This is a genomic window from Trujillonella endophytica (assembly GCF_900110555.1).
Lineage (GTDB): Bacteria > Actinomycetota > Actinomycetes > Mycobacteriales > Geodermatophilaceae > Trujillonella > Trujillonella endophytica.
This window is the reverse complement of the sequence record NZ_FOEE01000004.1, coordinates 99,077-117,240: the sequence shown is the minus strand read 5'-3', so window position 1 is coordinate 117,240 and position 18,164 is coordinate 99,077. Positions and strand designations below refer to the sequence as shown.

Here is an 18,164-nt window from a genome sequence, read left to right as displayed (position 1 = left end):
CCGTCCGCCCGCCTCGGCCGCGGGAGACGGCCGGTCGCCCGTCTCAGCCGCGGGGAACGGCCAGCCGGGCGCCCGCCTCAGCCGCGGGAGACGGCCAGCCGGGCGCCGAAGCCGAGGAGGGCGCAGCCGGTGAGCGCGTCCATCGACCTCCGCACCGATCGGCGGTCGAGCACCGCCCGTGACCGGTGCAGGCCCGTGACCAGGACCAGCGACCAGGCCAGCCCGATGACCGCATGGGTGAGGGCGAACGCCAGGAGCACGGGGACGGCGGCCGCCTCCCCGAGGAACTGGGGGAGCACCGCGAGGTAGAAGGCCAGCACCTTCGGGTTGGTGATGTTGCTGAGGAACCCCTGGCGGAAGCCGCGCACGGCGACGCCGGCGACCGACGCCCCCTCGTCCGAGGCCGGGTACCGCCCGCGCAGGGCCGAGCGCAGCGACTGCACGCCCAGGTAGGTCAGGTAGGCGATCCCCGCCCAGCGGATCGCCTGGAACAGCGGCTCGGCGCGGACGACGACGGCGGCGAGCCCGGCTGCGGCCGCCGTGCCCTGGACCGCGTTGGAGGCGGTGATGCCGAGCGCGCTCCACGTGCCGCGGCGCCGCCCGCCGGTCAGCGTGCTGCGGACGACGACAGCGGTGTCGGGACCCGGGACGAGCACGAGCACCGCGGCGAAGGCGAGGAAGGAGCCGTAGCCGGACACGGTGGCGGTCAGGCCTTCCGCACGAACGCGAGTGCCTCGCGGGCGAGCTCGACATCGGTGGTGTCATCCGGGCCGAGGGTGACCCACTCGCGCATCGGCGACCCGCGGCCGCTGCGGAACGGCGTCCCGGTGCCGTCGGCGAGCAGTGCCTCGACCCGGGCCCTCGGTAGCTTCAGCACGAGGGAGCCGCCCACGGCCATGGCGGCGATGGAGCCGTCGACCTTCAGCGCGGCGGAGCCGAAGCGGCGCGGGCCGGCACCGGGCGGTTCGACGCCGGGCTCCCCGGAGAGGGCCTCGGCGAGGGCCGCGAGTCGCCGCTCGCCGTCGGCCGCCGTGCTCATGGGGGCGAGCCTGCCGGGCCGGGGCGGGCGACGGCCAGGGGGTCGTCATGATGGCCGGGTGCGGAACGTCAGCGGGGGTGCTCGGTGAGCCGGCGGGGATGGGTGCTGTTCCTCGCCATGTCGGTCATCTGGGGCGTGCCGTACCTGCTGATCAAGGTGGCGGTGGAGGACCTGTCGCCGGTCGTCGTGGTGTTCGGCCGGTGCGTGATCGGGGCCGCGCTGCTGCTGCCGTGGACGATCGCGCGCGGCCACCTGCGGCCGGCGCTGCGGCACTGGCGGCCCCTGCTGGCGTTCACTGTGCTGGAGATGACGGGGCCGTGGCTCCTGCTCGGGTACGCCGAGCAGTCGCTGTCGAGCTCGCTCACCGGGCTGCTGGTGGCGGCGGTGCCCTTCGTGGCCGCGATCGCCGGGCGGCTGCTGGGGGAGGAGCGGCTCACCCCGGTCCGGCTGGCCGGCATGGGGCTCGGCGTCGTGGGCATCGCGCTGCTGCTCGGGTTGGACGTCGGCGGGGCGCAGTGGGTGCCGCTGCTCGCGGTCGCGCTCGTCGTCGTCGGGTACGGGACGGCGCCGCTCATCGTCACCCGCAAGCTCGCCGACGTCCCAGGGGTGGCGGCCAGCTCGATCGCGCTGCTGGTGACCGCCGTCGTGTACGCGCCGTTCGCGCTGACCCGGCTGGACGAGGTCGCCGACGCCCCCGCGTCGGCGCTGCTGTCGGTGGGCGTGCTCGGGGTGGTGTGCACGGCGCTGGCGTTGTCGCTGTTCTTCGCGCTCATCCGCGAGGTCGGTCCGCAGCGCGCGCTGGTGATCACGTTCCTCAACCCCGCGGTCGCGGTGCTGCTCGGGGTGCTGCTGCTCGACGAGCCGTTCACCCTCGGCCTGGCGATCGGGCTGCCGCTGGTCATCGCGGGCTGTGCGCTGGCGACCCGCCGCAACCAGCCCCGCACCGCCGCGCAGCCGACCGTGGAGACGCCGGTCCCCTGACCCCGTGGGCTCGGGCGCTGGTGCAGCGGGCGCGCGCCTGTGGCCGCTCACCGGGGGGTGGTGGGCGGCTGAGGTGGCGCGGTGTGGCGGCGGGCCGGTCCTGCCAGCACGGGCAGGCCGGTCAGACTCCGGCGAGCAGGAGCGAGCCGGGGTCGATCAGGGCCGCGCTGGACGTGTCGTCGTGGCCGATGAGGGGGTCCTCTGGCGGCAAGCGGTGGGGGATGTGGATCTGCGTGCCGTCGGGGCGCCGGGTGCGCCAGGTGCCGTCGGGAAGGCGTTCGATGCGGTAGCCGTGGTGGACCTTGGCGTGGTGGCGTTCGCAGAGGGAGGCGAGGTTCTCCAGTTCGGTCTTGCCGCCGAAGGCCCAGTGCAGCAGGTGGTGGGCCTCGCACCACCAGGGCGGGGCGGTGCAGCCGGTGAACACGCAGCCGTTGTCGCGCAGGTCGACCGCGCGGCGCAGGTGCCGGTCGACCACCCGGTGTTCGCGGCCCAGATCGCGCAGCACCCCGTCGGGGCCCAGGACGATGCGGGCCACGTCGGAGTCACAGGCCAGCCAGCGGGCCCGGGCGGCGGAGAGCAGCGCGCCGACGTCCAGCTGCCCGGCAGCGCGGCCCACGTCCGGGTCGACCAGGGCGTCCAGGCCGACGATCGCGCCGATCTGCGGCTTGCGGGTCCGCAGCACCGGCAGCTCGCCGCCGGCCAGGGCCAGATCCGACAGCTGGACCAGCGCGTCGCCGTAGCGCTGGCGGCGGGTGCGGTCGTCGCCGGCGGTGCGCGAGGTGGCGGCGATCGGCTCGATCGCGGCCTTGACCTTCGCTCCGCCCACGGCGTCGAGGTGGAAGCGGCCCGACACCGACCCGTCGGCGTGGGTGGTCATCGTGAACTCCCGCTCGACGGCGGGATCGGGTTCGGGCCCGTCGGGATCCAGCTGCGCCAGGTACCGCTCCACGGCCTCGCCCAGCTTCGCGAACGGCTGGCAGGTGGCGACGGTGGCCAGGGCGGCATCGATCCGGCCGACGTCGATCCCGGCGTCGGCGGCCTGCCCCAGCCGCCGGGGCGTGACCGCCTTCGCCGCCTCGGTCACGTGCTCACCGGTCACCGCCCCGGCGGCGTAGGCGGCGTCCATCGCCGGCAGGTGCGCCAGCGCCCGGCCGTGCGCCACCACCCGCGCCGCCGCCGCCGGAGCCATCCCGGCATGCCCCACCAGCCAGGACGTCATCGACCGCAGGCCGTCGCGCTCCGGCAGCTGTCGCGCGTCGGCCATCCGCACCAGCCGGGTCAACTCCGCCGCCGCCCGGTTCACCGCCGCCAGCCCGTCCCGCACCCGCCCGGCCAACTCGTCCAACCCCAGTCCGAACAGGTCGGGGCACGACGATCCAGCGGCCTCGGTGGGCACGGCGTCACCCTCGAATCTCGAACACATGTGCGAAGAATAGTCGTCCGCTCCAACAGAAACCGCAGCTCAAGGAGCCTGTGGATGGAGAAGGCGGCTGTGGACAGTGCCGCCGCCACGGTCGGCCGGAGGGGCTAGCTTGCTGCCCGTGGACACCATTCGATGCGGCTGGGGCGACAGTGCACCCGAGTACGTCACCTACCACGACGAGGAGTGGGGGGTGCCGCTGCGCGGCGACGACGCCCTCTTCGAGCGGCTCTGCCTCGAGGCCTTCCAGTCGGGCCTGTCGTGGCTGACGATCCTGCGCAAGCGGCCCGCCTTCCGCGCCGCGTTCGCGGGGTTCTCCATCGACGCCGTCGCGGAGTTCGGCGAGGAGGACCGGGCCCGGCTGCTGGCCGACGCCGGCATCGTCCGCAACCGCGCGAAGGTCGACGCCGCGATCGCCAACGCCCGGGCCGCGCAACTGCTGCCCGAAGGCCTCACCGCGTTGCTGTGGTCGTTCGCGCCCGAGGGGCCGCGCACCCGGCCGGCGACGCTCGACGAGGTGCCCGCCACGAGCCCCGAGTCGGTGGCCATGGCCAAGGAGCTGAAGCGCCGCGGCTTCGCCTTCGTGGGCCCCACCACGGCCTACGCGCTCATGCAGGCGACCGGGATGGTGGACGACCACGTGGCCACCTGTTTCCGCGCCCTCACCTGAACGGTGTCCCAGGTTGGTCTCGCGGGCAGGGATACGGGATCATGGGTGCAGCTCACTGCACGGAGAGGAGCCACACCGTCGCCATCGAAGGGGACGGGTGGCCGGCGAAGGAGGCACGCATGGCGGCCATGAAGCCGCGCACGGGTGAAGGTCCCCTGGAGGTCACCAAGGAGGGGCGCGGCCTGGTCATGCGCGTACCGCTCGAGGGCGGCGGGCGTCTCGTCGTCGAACTGTCGCCCGACGAGGCGACGGCGCTCTCGGAGGCACTGAAGGGCGCGACCAGCTGAACACCGCGGCGAGCCTGCCCTCGGGCAGCCCCGCACCGGGCGACGTGGCCCCGGCCGACGGCAGCATGCCGGCGGCCGGGGCCGCGCCGTTCCCGCGGGTCGAGGTCCTGCCCGACCTGCCGTCGCTCGGTGCGGACGACGTCCTGGCCGTGCCGGTCGGCAGCGGGAGCGCGCTCCCCGCCTGGCTCACCGAGCCGGAGCCGGGGCGGCCCACACCGGTCGACGCGGACCTGCTGGCGGGCGCCCTGCGCGACACCGGGAACACCGGCGGCGCCGGCACGATCACCAACCTGCCGGTGCCCGGCCGCAGGCCACGCAGCGTGGTCGCCGTCGGCGTCGGCTCGGGCACCCTCCCGGACCTGCGCTCGTACGTGGCGACCGCCGTGCGGCGGGCGCAGACGCTGGCCGAGCACGGGGCACGCCGGCTCGTCCTCCCGCTCGACGGCGTCGCACCGGCCGGCGCCGAGGAGGTGCGGGCGGCCGTCGAGGCCGCCCTGCTGGCCGGCTACCGCTTCCGCCTGACCAGCACGCCGCACCCGCCGCGGCTGGCGGAGGTGGCGGTCGTCGCCGCGGCCGCCCCGGACCCCCGTGTCGCCGCCGCCGCCACCGCCGGCCGCATCACCGGCGAGGCGGTCGCCTGGGCCCGCGACCTGATCAACACCCCGGCCGACACCAAGACACCGGCGTGGCTCGCCGAGCAGGCGCAGCAGCGCCTCGCCGGGCTGCACCACGTCACCGTGACCGTGCTCGGCCCCGACGAGCTGCGCGCCGGCGGCTTCGGCGGCGTGCTCGCCGTCGGCGGAGGCTCGGTCAGCCCACCCCGGGTCGTCGTCGCCGACTACCGGCCGCCGGGCGCCGGCAGCCGGCGGCCGGTGCTGGTCGGCAAGGGCATCACCTTCGACACCGGCGGCATCTCCATCAAGCCGACCGGCGGCATGCGCGAGATGAAGACCGACATGGCCGGGGGCGCGGCGGTGCTCGCCGCGTTCGACGCCGCGGTGCGCCTGCAGCTGCCGGTCGCCGTCACCGTCGTCGTCCCCGCCGCCGAGAACGCGGTGTCGGGGGACTCCTACCGGCCGGGCGACGTGGTGCGGCACGTGGGCGGCCGCACGACCGAGGTGCTCAACACCGACGCGGAGGGCCGCATGGTCCTCGCCGACGCCCTGGCCCACGCGCGGCTGGAGCTGGGCGCGACCGTTCTCGTCGACGTCGCGACCCTCACCGGCGCGATGAAGGTCGCGCTGGGCACCCGGACGGCGGGCCTCTACGCCACCACCGACGGGCTGGCCGAGGCGCTGACCGCGGCCGCGGGCTCCACCGGCGAGCGGCTCTGGCGGATGCCCCTGGCCGAGGACTACGCCGACGCGCTGACGAGCACGATCGCCGATGCGAACAACGCCCCGGGCAACCCGGGTGGCACGACGGCGGCGCTGTTCCTCAAGCCGTTCGCCGGCGACCTCCCGTGGGCGCACCTCGACGTCGCCGGACCGGCCCGCGCGGGCTCCGACGACGCCGAGGTGGTCAAGGGCGGCACCGGCTACGGCGCCCGGCTGCTCCTGCGCTGGCTCGAGGCCGGGGCGCCGGTCGACCCCCTCCCGGCAGCGGTGGACTGAGTGGCGGGCGACAACGGCGTCGTCTTCCCGGCCGGTGCCGACGGGCGGCGGAGCACCGCGGCCGTCGGGCGCGCGGTCGTCGCCGACGCGCTGCGGCCGATCGACCCGCCCGGGGCCCTCGCCGCCGAGCAGGAGACGAACTGGCGGGCCGGCTACCTGGTGCACTTCCGCCGCCTGGTGGAGGCGGGCCTGGAGCGTCCGGACCGGGCCCGCACCATCGCCGCCGCCGGTCTGACGTCGCTGCACGAGCGGATGCGGGTCGCGGTGGAGGGGGCGGAGCAGCCGCTGGCCGCCCTCGCGACCGCCCCGGCGGCGCGCGCCCTGGACACCCGCGAGGTGCGCGGCCACGCCGAGCCCGAGCGCGAGCTCTCCGTGCCCTTCCGCGGCGGCCGACTGCGCGGTGACGACCTGGCCCGCCGGCTCGACGGCTGGGTGGCCGACGGGGTGATGGAGCCCTCCGCCGCCGAGGCGGTGCGGGCGGTCGCTGCGCATCCCGAGTGGCTGGCGCTGCCCGACCGGACCGTCGTCGTCCTCGGCGCCGGCGCCGAGATGGGCCCGCTTCCCGCGCTGCTGCGCTGGGGTGCCCGCGTCGCCGCGGCGGACCTGCCCCGCCCGCCGCTGTGGCGGAGGGTGCTGGAGACCGCCGCGCGGGGTGCCGGCACCCTCCTGGTCCCCGTCGGCAGTCGGTCCGACGGCGACCTGGCCGAGGCGGCCGGCGTCGACCTCGTGGCCGAGGTGCCCGCCGTCGCCGAGTGGGGAAGCGGTCTGCCCGGCGCCCTCGTGCTCGGCAACTACGTGTACGCCGACGGCGCCGACAACGTCCGCGTGTCCACCGCCGTCGACGCCCTCACCCTCCGCCTCCAGCGGGAGCGGCCGGACCTCGCGCTGGCCTTCCTCGCCACGCCGACCGACGTGTTCGCCGTGCCCGGTGCCGCGGTGGAGCACTCCGTGCACGCCTACGCCGGCCGCTCGACGGCGGCGAAGCTGCTGGTCCGCCCCCTGCGCACCGCCAGCGCCGGGCGCCTGCTGCGGCGCGCCTACGTCCCCGGCGCCGACCCGGGGATCAACGACAGCCTCGTTCCCCAGCAGGGCCCGAACTACGCGCTGGCCAAGCGGTTGCAGCGATGGCGGGCCACCACGGCACGGGAGGCCGGGACGACGGTCTCGATGAACGTCGCGCCGCCCACGCGCACCCGCTCGGTGCTGAAGAACCGCGCGCTGGCCGCCGCCTACGCCGGAGCCCACCGGTTCGGCGTCGAGGTCTTCGAACCCGCGACCTCCAACGTCCTGATGGCCGCGCTGCTGGTGCACGACCTGCACACCGGCGGCGGACCCCGGCAGGAGCACCCGTGGCAGGACGAGGCGCACGCCGCCGTCCACGGGGGGCTGTGGCGCACGGCGTACGCGCCCCGCAGCGCGCTCGGCCTGGCCGCGCTCCTCGGGCTGGGCGCCGCGCGCGGCTGAGCAGGCTGCGCGGGCCGTCAGGCCGGTCCGACCAGGCCGGCCACGATCTGCGCCGACAGCGCGACCAGCGGGAGCCCCCCGCCGGGGTGCGCGGAACCGCCCACCAGGAACAGCCCGGAAACCGGCCCGGCGTTGCCCGGGCGGAGGAACGCCGCCCGGGCCCCGTTGCTCGACGTGCCGTAGATCGAGCCGCCGACGCTGCCGGTCTCGCGCGCCAGGTCCGCCGGGGTGCGGACGACGGACCATCGCACCCGGTGCCGCACGTCCAGCCCCCGCTGCGCCATGACCTCCAGCACCCGGGCGGCGTAGCGGTCGGCCAGCCCCGGCTCGTCCCAGTCGACCCCACCGGCCGGGTCGTGCCGCGGCGCGTTGACCAGCACGAACCAGGACTCGCTGTCGGCCTCGGGCCGGGTCGCCGGGTCGTCGGGGGCGCTGACGTAGACGGTGGGGTCCTCGACCGGCCGGGGCACGCCGCGCGAGCGCCCGGCGCCGAACACCGCGTCGAACTCCGCGTCGTAGTCGCCCGGGAAGAGCACGGTGTGGTGGGCCAGGCCCGGGGTGCGGCCGCGCAGCGCGAGCAGCAGCACGAAGCCCGACAACGACGGGGTGCTGCGCACCAGGTCCCCGCGCACCCGCCGCGTCGCGGGCAGCGGGGGGAGCAGGTCGCGGTACAGCGCGGCGGCATCGGCCCCGGACACGACGACGTCGGCGCGCACCACCTCGCCGCCGGCCAGCGCGACGCCCGCCGTCCGCCCGCCCTCGACGACGATCCGCTCGACCGCCGCCCCGACCCGGATCCGCGCCCCGCGCTCGACGGCCCGGGCGGCGACTGCCTCGCCCAGCCGGCGCAGGCCGCCCCGGACGTACCAGGAGCCGAAGGCCTGCTCGGCGTACGGCACGGTGGCCAGCACCGCCGGCGCCCGCCGCGGATCGGAGCCGGAGTAGGTGGCGTAGCGGTCCAGCAGCATCCGCAGCTCGGCCGAGTGCAGGTGCGACCGGCCCAGCCCGCGCAGCGTGCGCCACGGCGCGACGGTGGCGACGTCCCGGCCGCTGCGGGCCAGCCGGGCCAGCGTCGCCACGCCGGCCAGGGGCGAGCGCAGGAACGGCTGCTCGGTGACCCGCCACATCCGCTCGGCCCGGGCCATGAGCCCGGCCCACTGCGCTCCGGCGCCCCCGCCCAGCGCCGCGTCCAGGGCGGCCGGCACCGCGGCGGCGTGCCCGGGGACGGTGAGGCGGGTCCCGTCGGCGAAACGGTAGGCGACCGCGGGGTCCAGCCGGACGAGGTCGACGGCCTCGTCCAGCGGGCCCCCGGTGGCGTCGAACAGGTCCCGGTACACCTGGGGGAGGGTCACCAGGCTCGGTCCGGTGTCGAAGCCGTGCCCGTCGCGGGCGTACCAGCCGAGCTTGCCGCCGATCGCGGCCGCCTGCTCCAGCACCAGGACGTCGTGGCCGAGGGCGGCGAGCCGGGCGGCCGCGGCCAGCCCGCCGAGCCCGGCGCCCACCACCGCCACCCGCGCCATGCCGCCACGGTAGGCGGCCGCGCGCAGCCCGTGCCCGAGGCGGCGTGCTGCCGCCAACGCGCGGGCGGAAACCGCTAGCGGGAGGGAACGGTGATGGCGAGGACCGCGAGGTCGTCGGCCTCGTAGCGGGACCCCGCCACCCGGGCCGCGACGGCCGAGGCGATGGTCTCGGCGATGCGGTCGGCGGCGTCCGCGCCGGGCCGGGAGAGCAGGCCGATCAGGCCGGCCTCCCCGAGCTGCACCCCCGCGGAGTCGCGGGCCTCGGTGACGCCGTCGGTGTAGAGGACCAGCGACGTGCCGGGGGACAGGACCAGCGGCACCGACTCGAACCGGGCGTCGTCGCCCACGCCCAGGGGCGGGTGCACGACGCCGACCTCCTCCCAGCCCTCGCCGCGGCGCAGCAGCGGCCGGGGGTGGCCGGCGATGCTCAGCCGGCCCAGCACCGTCCCCGGGCCCGGCTCCAGGACCAGGCAGGCGGCGGTGACGAAGCGCAGCGGTCCGCCCGCCTGCTCGTGCAGCAGGGCGGCGTGCACCGCGGCGAGCACCTCCGCCGGGTCGCCGGAACCGGCGGCCGCGGCGCGGGCCGTGTGCCGGGTCAGCGCGGTGACCGCCGCCGCCTCGGCGCCGGTGCCGCAGACGTCGGCGATCAGCACCATCCAGCGGCCGTCGGGCAGCGGGACGACGTCGTAGGTGTCGCCGCCCACCAGCGCGGAGCCGCCGGGCCGGTACTGGGCGGCCAGGTCCAGCCCCGGCACGGTGGGCAGCGTCGCGGGCAGGAGGCTGCGCTGGAGGGTGTCGGCGAGCTCGCGCATCTCCGACTCGGCGCGCAGCCGGCCCAGGAACTGGCCGATCTGGCGGCCGGCGTTGCCGAGCACCTCCAGCAGCTCCGGCGGCACGGGCCGCGGCTGGCGGGTGAACAGCTCGCAGACCCCCAGCAGCTCGTCGCCGCGCAGGACGGGGAAGGCCACGCCGGTGCGGAACCCGGCCGACCGCGCCGCCGCCGCGCCGTACGCCGGCGGAGCCGACTGCAGGTCCTCGATCGACTGGGGGGTCTGCCGGCGCCAGGTCACACCGGGCAGCCCCTGGCCGCGGTGGAACGTCAGCGTCTGCTTGGCCGCGTGCAGGGCGGCGACGTCCACACCGGGCACCGCGAAGATGCCGCCGTAGACCAGCCGCTGAGCGGCGTCGTCGGGCTGCCACAGGGTGGCGCAGTCCCAGTCCAGCTCCGCGCAGAGGTTGGGCAGCAGGTGCTCGAACGCGACGTCGGCGTTCGGCGCCTCGGTCAGGGCGGTGGTAACCCGCAGCGTCGCCGCGAGGTAGCGGCTGACCTGCAGCTGACGCTCCAGCAGGATCGTGGTGCTGGCGTCGCGCAACACGGCGACGACGGCGGCGCCGAGGTCGGGCAGGTCGACCCGCCCGAGGGTCACGTCGATGGACACCTCGTGCCCGTTGGCGTGCAGGGCCGGCAGCTGCGTGATGTTCCCGACGAGCTCGCCCTCGCCCGTGGTGAGGAAACGGGTGATGTGCGCGCCGTGCCCGCTGTGGAAGCGCGCGGGCATGATCGCCGTCAGGGGCAGGCCCAGCACGTCGGCCGGGTCGTGCCCGAGCAGGGCGGTCACGGCCGGGTTGACGTAGACGATCCGGCCTTCCCCGTCGGCGGCGACCACCGTGTCCGGCAGGGAGTCCAGCAGCGACGACGCGGCTGCCCCGGGGAGGGTCTCGGGCACCGACCACCTCCCGAACCGCCCAGTTCCGAGTTCACAGGATCGCACACGCTCGGTACCGGTCAGAACGCGTAGCGGATTCGCAGCCAGGGCGCGTGGTGGCCGACCAGCTCGGTCAGCCGCTCGACGCCGGCCCGCTTGACGTCGTTGCGGTACCGCACGTTCCACTGCCCGTTCTGGCTGCGCTTGGGCTGCTGGAGGTCGGGCCGCCAGAGCAGGTCCTCGGCCTTCGGGTGCCAGCCGAGGTTGACCTCGTGCAGGTCCCGGTTGTGGGTCAGCAGGATCACCTCGGCGGCGGCCTGCGCCTTGGCCGCCGGGCCGATCCCGTCGTCCAGCTGCCGGAGCAGCTGCGCCCAGTCGGCCTCCCAGCCCTCCCGCAGGACGACGGGGGAGAGGTTGAGGTGCACCTCGTACCCGGCGGCCACGAAGTCGTCGACGGCGGCGATGCGCTCGGCGATGCGGCTGGTGCGGACGTCGATCACGCGGGCGTCCGCGTCGGGCATGAGCGAGAACCGGACTCGGGTGCGCCCCCGCGGGTCGAGGCCGAGCAACCGCCGGTTGACGTACTTGGTGGCGAAGGACGCCTTCGCCGTCGGCAGCTCGCGGAAGGTGGCGACCAGGTCGGCGACGTTGTCGCTGACGAGCGCGTCGACCGAGCAGTCGCTGTTCTCGCCGATGTCGTAGACCCACGAGCCGGGGTCGCACTGGTCCGGCTCGGTCTTGGGCCCCTGCCGGGCGACGTGGCGGCGCAGGTAGCCGGTGATCTGCTCGATGTTGGTGAACACGGTGATCGGGTTGGCGTAGCCCTTGCGGCGCGGGACGTAGCAGTAGGCGCACGCCATGGCGCAGCCGTTCGCCGTCGACGGCGCGATCCAGTTCGACGAGCGGCTGTTCGCCCGCGCCGACAGCGACTTCTTGACCCCGAGCACCAGCGTCTCGCTCTTGACCCGCACCCAGCGGTCCACGTTGCCGGCGTTGCCGTGCAGGTCGGGGATCTGCCAGTGCGAGGGCACCTCGATCACCTCGGCGCGGGGAAAGCGGGCGAGCACCTCCCGGCCGCGGGCCGAGTCGAGGGCGGCGGGCTCGGCGTAGATCTCGCGGACGTCCAGCAGGGGGGTCGGGGACGGGACCACCCCGGAGGACGGCGCGCCCCCGATGGACGCCACGTCCCCGATGGACGGCGGGACGACGGGGGACGGCGGGCGGGCGGGGGACGACGGTGCGGCGGTCTCCACCCTGGGTGCAGCGGGTGGCGCGGCAGCGCTGTTCCGCGTCCGGAGGCGGCGGAGCCCACACCGGCGGGGGGAATGCCGGGCTCAGGTCGCCGGGGCCTCGGGCGGGGCGAGCGAGGTGGGCGAGATCCGGCCGGAGAGCAGGTCCGCGGCGACGTCGTCGACCGGGCGACCGGCGGAGAACGCGGCGGCGCGGAGCAGGTCCAGGGCACCGCGGGAGTCGGTGCCGTGGGCGACGGCGAGGCTGCCGAGCGCCTCCCAGACCACGGCACGGCGGCTCGCGGCCGGGGTGCGCAGCCACTCGGGGCCGTGCGCGTGCTCCCAGTCCGACCAGATGGCCGCCTCGCTGAGGGCAGAGGTGATCAGGCCACCGGTGGCCATCGCCTCGAAGACCGGCAGGCGGGGCACGGCCGCGTCGTCGGTGAAATAGAGGTCGATGGCGAGGTTGCCGGCCAGCGACAGCGGCAGGGGCAGTGCGACCACGCCCCGGTAGGGCGTGCGGCTCAGCAGCAGCTCGGCGAAGGGCAGCCAGCGGCGGCGCAGGTCCGCGGTCATGGCGAAGACCGGCTCGCGGCTGTGGTGCGCGGCCAGGCACGGCCCGGCGCCGACCATGAACTGAAGGCGCTCGGCCGTCGCGGCGTCCGGCGAGCTGGCGCCCAGGGGGAGCCGCCGGCCCGACGCGTCCTCGACGCTGAGTCCGGCGCCGTCCACGGGCAGGGTCTCGGCGCAGGCCCGCATCAGCCGCACCGGCAGCAGCTCGGGTCCGGTGAGGCCCGGCGTCCCGGCGCGCTGGAGCGCCGAGTCGAACCGCTCCGCGATGGTCCCCACACCCTGGTGATGCCCGCCACAGGCGCCGGTCAACCGGGGGCGTCGCCCGCCCCGCCGGAACGGTGGGTGTAGGCCGCCTCGCGGACGGCGTCGTCGGACTCCAGCCCGGCACCCAGCGCCCCGCCCACGGTGGCCAGCGAGCAGACCAGCCACGCCAGCTCCAGGTAGTCCGACAGGTGCGCGTCGTGCCCGAGCCCCTCGGCGAACAGCGGCTCGACGACGAGCAGCAGCCCACCGGCCAGGGCCAGCAGGAAGAGCACGGCGTACAGCGACAGCACGCCGATCACCACGGTGGTCGCGGTGGCCACGTTGAACAGCAGCACCTGTTTGCGCGCCCGGCGGCCGCGGGGCCGCTCCCACAGCTCCGCGCCGATGATCAGCGTGACCACGACGGCGACCACCGAGCCGAGCGCGACGACGGTCAGCCGCACTCCGCCGAAGGAGTCCGCGAGCCGCCAGACGTCGGCGGTGATCAGGGCGAAGACCCCGGCGGCGACGGCGGCGGTGAGGGCCCGGGAGAGCCGGATCGCCAGCCGCCACGGCTGGTTGGCCCGCACCATGCCGACGAGCAGCCGGAGGTTCCCGCTGAGCACCCGCGCCGTGTACAGCAGCCCGTCGGAGCCGTCGTCGTCCGCGGCCAGCTGCCGCAGCCGCCGGCCCAGCGCGGCCCGGTCGCCGGCGTCGACCTCGCCGTCGGCCGTGCCGACCAGCGCCCGGACGAGGTCGACCGCGGTGTGCAGCGCCCGGCGGTGGCGGCCCACCGCGCCGAGAGCGGGCAGGGAGATCAGCGCGACTCCGTGCAGCGGGCTGGCCGTGCCGACGACGGGCCGGCGGGAGACCTCCAGCGGCACGTCGGTCAGCGCCACGGCGAGGTCCCAGTCCTCGGCGAGCAGCCGCGCGCGGGTCGCCGCGACGATGGCGTCGTCGTCGGCCGGGGGGCGGACCAGGCCGTCCTCGACGGCGCGGACGTCCCAGCGGACCTCGGGGTGCTGCGCGGCGAGCTCCGCCGCCAGTTCGGGCGCCAGCCGGCCGGCCAGCTCGGCCGCCGCGCCGGGCGCCGCGACCAGCCCGACGACGACGTCGGGCAGCGGCGCCGCGACCTCGCTCGAGACGTCCTCGTCCTCTCCGAGTGCGCTCACAGCCGCAGCCTGTCCTCGGCTCCGGTGCGCCACTCGACCAGGACGATGCTCGCGTCGTCCTGGAGCTGGCCGGCCTGGTGCTGCATCACGCTCCCCATGAGGCGGCGCATGGTCTCCGGCGGGGGCTCGCCGGCGCTCTGGGCCCGGACGACCAGGTCGGCCAGCCGCTCCTCGCCGAAGAACTCCCCGGACGGCGAGCGCGCCTCGACCACGCCGTCGGTGTAGAGCACCACCCGGTCCCCGGGGTGCAGCTGGGTCGTGCAGAGCTCGGCGGGGGCCGACTGCAGGCCCAGCGGCCGGGCCGGCGGGCAGGACGGCGGGTGGACCAGCGCGCCGTCGCGGACGATCAGCGGTTCCGGATGCCCGCAGTTCACCCACTGCAGCAGGCCGGTGCGCTTGTCGAGGCGGGCCAGCGCCGCGGTGGCGAACTGGCTGGCCGGGAACTGCCCGGCGATGACGGCGTCCATCCCGGCAGCGATCTCGGGCAGCTCCAGGCCGCGGCGGCGGCCGTGCCGGTAGGCGCCGACGGCGGCGCCGGCCAGCAGCGCCGCGGGCAGCCCGTGGCCGACCGCGTCGAGCACCATCAGGTCGACGAGCGGGTCGTTGGCGGCGTAGTCGAACGTGTCGCCGCCGATCTCGTAGGCCGGCTCGAGGGCCCCGGTGATCACGACCCGGTCGCTGGCGTAGGTGAGCGGCGGCAGCAGGTCCCACTGGATCTCCGCGGCCAGGCTCAGCGGCGTGCGCCGGCGCAGGCGGGCGAACGCGTCGCTGTAGGCGTCCCGGGTCACGACCAGCTCCGCGACCAGCGAGGCGAACGGCCGGGCCTCCTCCTCGACGCCGTCGCCGGCATCGGCGTCCAGCACCAGCTCCAGCACGCCGAGCCGCTCGGCGCCGTCCAGCAGCGGCATCCAGAGCCGGGCCGGCCCCTCCGCGCCGCCGGAGCGCACCGGGACCACGCGGCGGAAGGCCCGGCCCGCCGTCGAGCCGTCGATGGTCACGGGCTGCCGGTCCGGGACCCCGTCGCCGGGCACCGGCAGCAGCACGTGCTGGGCGTAGTCGGCGAGGTAGACCACGGCCTCGCGGGCGCCCAGGCCCGCGGCGTGCTCGGCGACGACGGTGCCCAGCCGCGCGGCCGGGAGGTTGTGCGACACGTGCAGCAGCGAGCGCACGGGATCGCCGTCCGGGCCGGGCGGTCGTGTGCTCACGACGGATGAGCCTGTCACCTCTCCCGCTGGCTCCGCGCGTCGGAGCGGCCGGGACGGCGTCAGCCGGGTCCGCGCAGCGGCAGCACGGCGGGTCCGTGCGGGCCGGCCACCACGTGCGCCCGGGCGCCGTAGTAGCGCTGCAGGGCCGCGGGGGTGAGCACGTCGGCCGGCGGGCCCTCGGCCACGACCCGGCCGGCCGACAGCAGCGCCAGCCGGTCGGCGTACTGCCCGGCGAGCGTGAGGTCGTGCAGGGTGCTGAGCACGGTGATCCCGTCCTGGCGGCGCAGCGAGTCGACGAGGTCGAGCACCTGCTGGGCGTGCCCGAGATCCAGCGCCGCGGTGGGCTCGTCGAGCAGCAGCACCCGCGGCTGCTGGGCCAGCGCCCGGGCGAGCACCGCGCGCTGCTGCTCGCCGCCGGAGAGGGTGGTCAGCAGCCGCTCCGCCAGCCCGTCGAGCTCCAGCCGGCCCATCACCTCGGCGACCACCCGCCGGTCCACGGCGCGCGGCGCGGACAGCAGTGCCCGGTGCGGGGTGCGACCGAGGGAGACGTAGTCGCGGGTGGTCAGCCCCTCCGGCAGCACCGGCTGCTGCGGGGCGTAGGCGACCTGGCGGGCCCGGGCGCGCACCCCGGTCCCGGTCAGCGGGGCGCCGTCGAGGCGGACCTGCCCGGAGTGCGGATGGGCGCCGAGCACCGAGCGCAGCAGCGTGGACTTCCCCGATCCGTTCGGCCCGATCACCGCGAGCCAGCCGCCCGGGTCGACGGTGAGCCGGACGTCGTGCAGCACCGCGGTGCGGCCGTGCGCGGCCCCGAGGCCGAGGACCTCCAGCCGCGCCCCGCCGGGGGCCGTCGCCCCCGTCGCCCCTGTTGCCCCCGTCATCCCCGCCGCCCGCGGGCCCAGAGCAGCCCGGCGAAGAAGGGGGCGCCGATGAACGCGGTGACCACGCCCAGCGGGAGCTCGGCGGGGGCGAGGACGACGCGGGCGATCACGTCGGACAGCACGAGGAACGCTCCGCCGCCGACCAGGCAGACCGGCAGCAGCCGCACGTGGGAGCCGCCGACCAGGCGGCGCACGATGTGCGGCACCACGAGGCCGACGAAGCCGATCAGGCCGCTGACCGCCACGGCCGACGCGGTGGCCAGCGACGCCGCGGCGATGACCAGCAGCCGCACGCGGGTCGGGTGCACCCCGAGCGACCGGGCCTCGTCGTCGCCCACGGCGAGGACGTCCAGCGGGCGGGCGCAGAGCAGCAGGACCGCCGACGCCAGCACCAGGTAGGGCAGGACCAGCCGGATGTCGGACCACTGCGCGCTGCCGAGCTGCCCGAGGAGCCAGCCGTAGACCTTCTGCAGGTCCTCGGAGTTCTGCTGCTGGACCAGCGTCTGCGCCGCCGCCAGGAAGGCGGCCACCGCGACGCCGGCCAGCAGCAGGGTGGCGTTGTTGGACCCGGCGGCCGCGCCGAGGGCGAGCGCCCCGCCGACCCCCGCCAGCGCGCCGGCGAACGCCGCCAGCGGGACGACGCCGACCCCCGCCACCGTCACCCCGGGCGCGTACGCGATGACCAGCGTCGCGCCCAGCCCCGCCCCCGCGGCGGCGCCCAGCAGGTACGGGTCGGCCAGCGGGTTGCGGAACACGCCCTGGTAGGAGCCGCCGGCGATCGCCAGCCCGGCGCCCACCAGGGCGGCCAGCACCACCCGGGGCAGGCGCAGCTCCAGCAGCACCGCCGCCTCCGTGCCGGTCAGGCCGCCGGGCACGTCGATGCCCAGCGGCGACAGCGCCCGGTCGGCCAGGGTGGCGAGGACCGCGCCCGGGGGGAGGGGCAGGGCGCCGACCCAGATCCCGGCCAGGACGGCGGCCAGCAGCGCCGCCACCGAGCCGCCGACGACGACGACGGTGCCCGGGGACCGGCGGCCGGCGGGAGCCCCCGCCGTCGCCCCGCCGTCCCGGGTGCCCTTCACCGTCGTCGCCATGCCGGTGCGGTCAGCCGTCGAGCGCCGCGGCGACGGACTCGGTGAACTCGGCGATCCGCGGCCCCCAGCGGGAGGCGACGTCGTCGGAGGCCTCCAGGATCCGGCCCTGCTGGACCGCCGGGACGGTGTCGAAGGCCGGCCGCTGCGCGACGGTCGCGGCGGACTCCCCGCAGCAGACCGTGTCGGCCAGGACGATCAGCTCCGGCGCCTGGCCGACGACGTACTCGGCCGACAGCTGCGGGTAGCCGTCGTTGTCGCCGGACGCGCCGTCGGCGACGTTCTCCAGGCCGAACAGGGCGTAGACGCTGCCGATGAAGGTGGTGCTGTCGGCGCTGTAGAAGCTCGGGTCCAGCTCGTGGTAGACCCGCCGGCCCTCCCCGGCGCCGTCCACGGAGGCCACCGCCGCGTCGATCCGCTCCTGGATGTCGGCCACGACGTCGTCGGCGCCGTCGCCGTTGCCGGTGGCCTCGCCGAGCAGTCGCAGCTGGTCGTAGCTGCCCTCGAGGTCGTCGACGGCGGGCAGCATCAGGACGGGCACGTCGAGGGTCTCGAGCGCGTCGACGATGCCGTTGATGTCGTCGCTGAGCACGACCAGGTCGGGGGCGAACCCGACGATGGCCTCGGCGTTGGGCGTGTAGGCCGACAGGTCCGTCGTCGGCACCCCGGACGGGAAGTTCGACGTGTCGTCGACGGCGACCACCTGGTCGTCGGCGCCGATGGCGAAGAGCATCTCGGTGGCGGTGGCCGACAGCGAGACGATCGCCTCCGGCCGGTCGTCGAGCGTGATCTCGCCGGCGTCGCTGGACACGGTGACCGGGAAGCTGCCGTCGCCGCCGGAGGCGGATCCGCCGTCGTCGTCGGCCGAGGAGTCCTCGCCGCACGCGGTGAGCACGAGGAGCGCGGCCGGCAGCAGCAGGGCGAGCGAGCGCCGCGGGGAGGGGAAGGGGGAGCGGGGCAAGGAAGGCCTCCAGCGGCGGGGCAGGTGCCGCCCCCCGGGATCCCACGCCCGGACGCGCGACCCTTGCCTCGAGGGTGCGGACATGACGCGGGGCAGGCGATCTGGCTCGGGCCAC

17 protein-coding genes are annotated in these 18,164 nt (G+C 76.4%); 5 read left to right on the top strand and 12 right to left on the bottom strand.

Translation table 11 applies throughout. The annotated features are described in order from the left end of the window. Positions 1-77: 77 nt before the first annotated feature. Both BMY88_RS07900 and BMY88_RS07895 read right to left on the bottom strand, forming a co-directional pair. Positions 78-698, bottom strand: a complete 621-nt coding sequence (locus tag BMY88_RS07900) for a LysE family translocator (protein WP_244524532.1) — start codon at positions 696-698, stop codon at positions 78-80. An 8-nt stretch (positions 699-706) separates the two neighbouring features. After that, positions 707-1,039, bottom strand: a complete 333-nt coding sequence (locus BMY88_RS07895) for a luciferase domain-containing protein (protein WP_211435550.1) — start codon at positions 1,037-1,039, stop codon at positions 707-709. A gap of 84 nt (positions 1,040-1,123) precedes the next feature. On the opposite strand from BMY88_RS07895, the gene BMY88_RS07890 reads away from it, so the two are divergent. Beyond that, positions 1,124-2,020, top strand: a complete 897-nt coding sequence (locus BMY88_RS07890; protein ID WP_091941916.1) for a DMT family transporter — start codon at positions 1,124-1,126, stop codon at positions 2,018-2,020. 121 nt (positions 2,021-2,141) lie between these two features. On the opposite strand, the gene BMY88_RS07885 is transcribed toward BMY88_RS07890, so the two are convergent. After that, on the bottom strand, positions 2,142-3,443 hold the full coding sequence (locus tag BMY88_RS07885; RefSeq protein ID WP_091941914.1) for an HNH endonuclease: 1,302 nt from the start codon (positions 3,441-3,443) through the stop codon (positions 2,142-2,144). Positions 3,444-3,561: 118 nt separating this feature from the next. Between BMY88_RS07885 and BMY88_RS07880 the strand changes: the two genes are divergently transcribed. The 4 genes from BMY88_RS07880 (at position 3,562) to BMY88_RS07865 (ending at position 7,474) form a co-directional block, all read left to right on the top strand. Next, positions 3,562-4,110 carry a DNA-3-methyladenine glycosylase I gene (locus BMY88_RS07880; RefSeq protein WP_244524531.1) on the top strand — a complete coding sequence of 183 codons (549 nt, stop codon included), beginning with the start codon at positions 3,562-3,564 and terminating at the stop codon, positions 4,108-4,110. A 119-nt stretch (positions 4,111-4,229) separates the two neighbouring features. Beyond that, entirely contained in the window at positions 4,230-4,397 is a 168-nt protein-coding gene (locus BMY88_RS07875) for a DUF3117 domain-containing protein (RefSeq protein WP_081807929.1), read from the top strand. A gap of 44 nt (positions 4,398-4,441) precedes the next feature. Next, entirely contained in the window at positions 4,442-6,010 is a 1,569-nt protein-coding gene (locus BMY88_RS07870; RefSeq protein ID WP_244524530.1) for a leucyl aminopeptidase family protein, read from the top strand. After that, positions 6,011-7,474 carry a hypothetical protein gene (locus BMY88_RS07865; RefSeq protein WP_091941910.1) on the top strand — a complete coding sequence of 488 codons (1,464 nt, stop codon included), beginning with the start codon at positions 6,011-6,013 and terminating at the stop codon, positions 7,472-7,474. Between the two features lie 17 nt (positions 7,475-7,491). Here BMY88_RS07865 and BMY88_RS07860 read toward each other — a convergent pair whose 3' ends face one another. From BMY88_RS07860 to BMY88_RS07820, 9 genes are all read right to left on the bottom strand, one after another. Continuing rightward, positions 7,492-8,994: a phytoene desaturase family protein gene (locus tag BMY88_RS07860; protein WP_091941908.1), complete on the bottom strand. Its 1,503-nt coding sequence runs from the start codon at positions 8,992-8,994 to the stop codon at positions 7,492-7,494. A gap of 74 nt (positions 8,995-9,068) precedes the next feature. Next, positions 9,069-10,721, bottom strand: coding sequence for a SpoIIE family protein phosphatase (locus tag BMY88_RS07855; protein WP_091941906.1), 1,653 nt, complete (start codon positions 10,719-10,721; stop codon positions 9,069-9,071). A 59-nt stretch (positions 10,722-10,780) separates the two neighbouring features. Continuing rightward, positions 10,781-11,884: a spore photoproduct lyase family protein gene (locus BMY88_RS07850; RefSeq protein WP_244524529.1), complete on the bottom strand. Its 1,104-nt coding sequence runs from the start codon at positions 11,882-11,884 to the stop codon at positions 10,781-10,783. A 150-nt stretch (positions 11,885-12,034) separates the two neighbouring features. Further along, complete coding sequence (locus BMY88_RS07845) at positions 12,035-12,778, bottom strand: ANTAR domain-containing protein (RefSeq protein ID WP_091941902.1); 744 nt, start codon at positions 12,776-12,778, stop codon at positions 12,035-12,037. A gap of 29 nt (positions 12,779-12,807) precedes the next feature. Beyond that, entirely contained in the window at positions 12,808-13,917 is a 1,110-nt protein-coding gene (locus tag BMY88_RS07840) for a hypothetical protein (RefSeq protein ID WP_091941900.1), read from the bottom strand. Next, a complete protein-coding gene (locus BMY88_RS07835; protein ID WP_091941898.1) occupies positions 13,914-15,122 on the bottom strand; it encodes a PP2C family protein-serine/threonine phosphatase in 1,209 nt (402 codons plus the stop codon). Before BMY88_RS07835 ends, BMY88_RS07840 begins: the two co-directional genes overlap by 4 nt. Before the next feature lie 59 nt (positions 15,123-15,181). Beyond that, entirely contained in the window at positions 15,182-16,000 is an 819-nt protein-coding gene (locus BMY88_RS07830; RefSeq protein WP_091941896.1) for an ABC transporter ATP-binding protein, read from the bottom strand. Continuing rightward, a complete protein-coding gene (locus BMY88_RS07825; protein WP_091941894.1) occupies positions 15,997-17,091 on the bottom strand; it encodes a FecCD family ABC transporter permease in 1,095 nt (364 codons plus the stop codon). Before BMY88_RS07825 ends, BMY88_RS07830 begins: the two co-directional genes overlap by 4 nt. Before the next feature lie 10 nt (positions 17,092-17,101). Beyond that, complete coding sequence (locus BMY88_RS07820) at positions 17,102-18,049, bottom strand: ABC transporter substrate-binding protein (RefSeq protein ID WP_244524528.1); 948 nt, start codon at positions 18,047-18,049, stop codon at positions 17,102-17,104. Between the last annotated feature and the right edge of the window lie 115 nt (positions 18,050-18,164).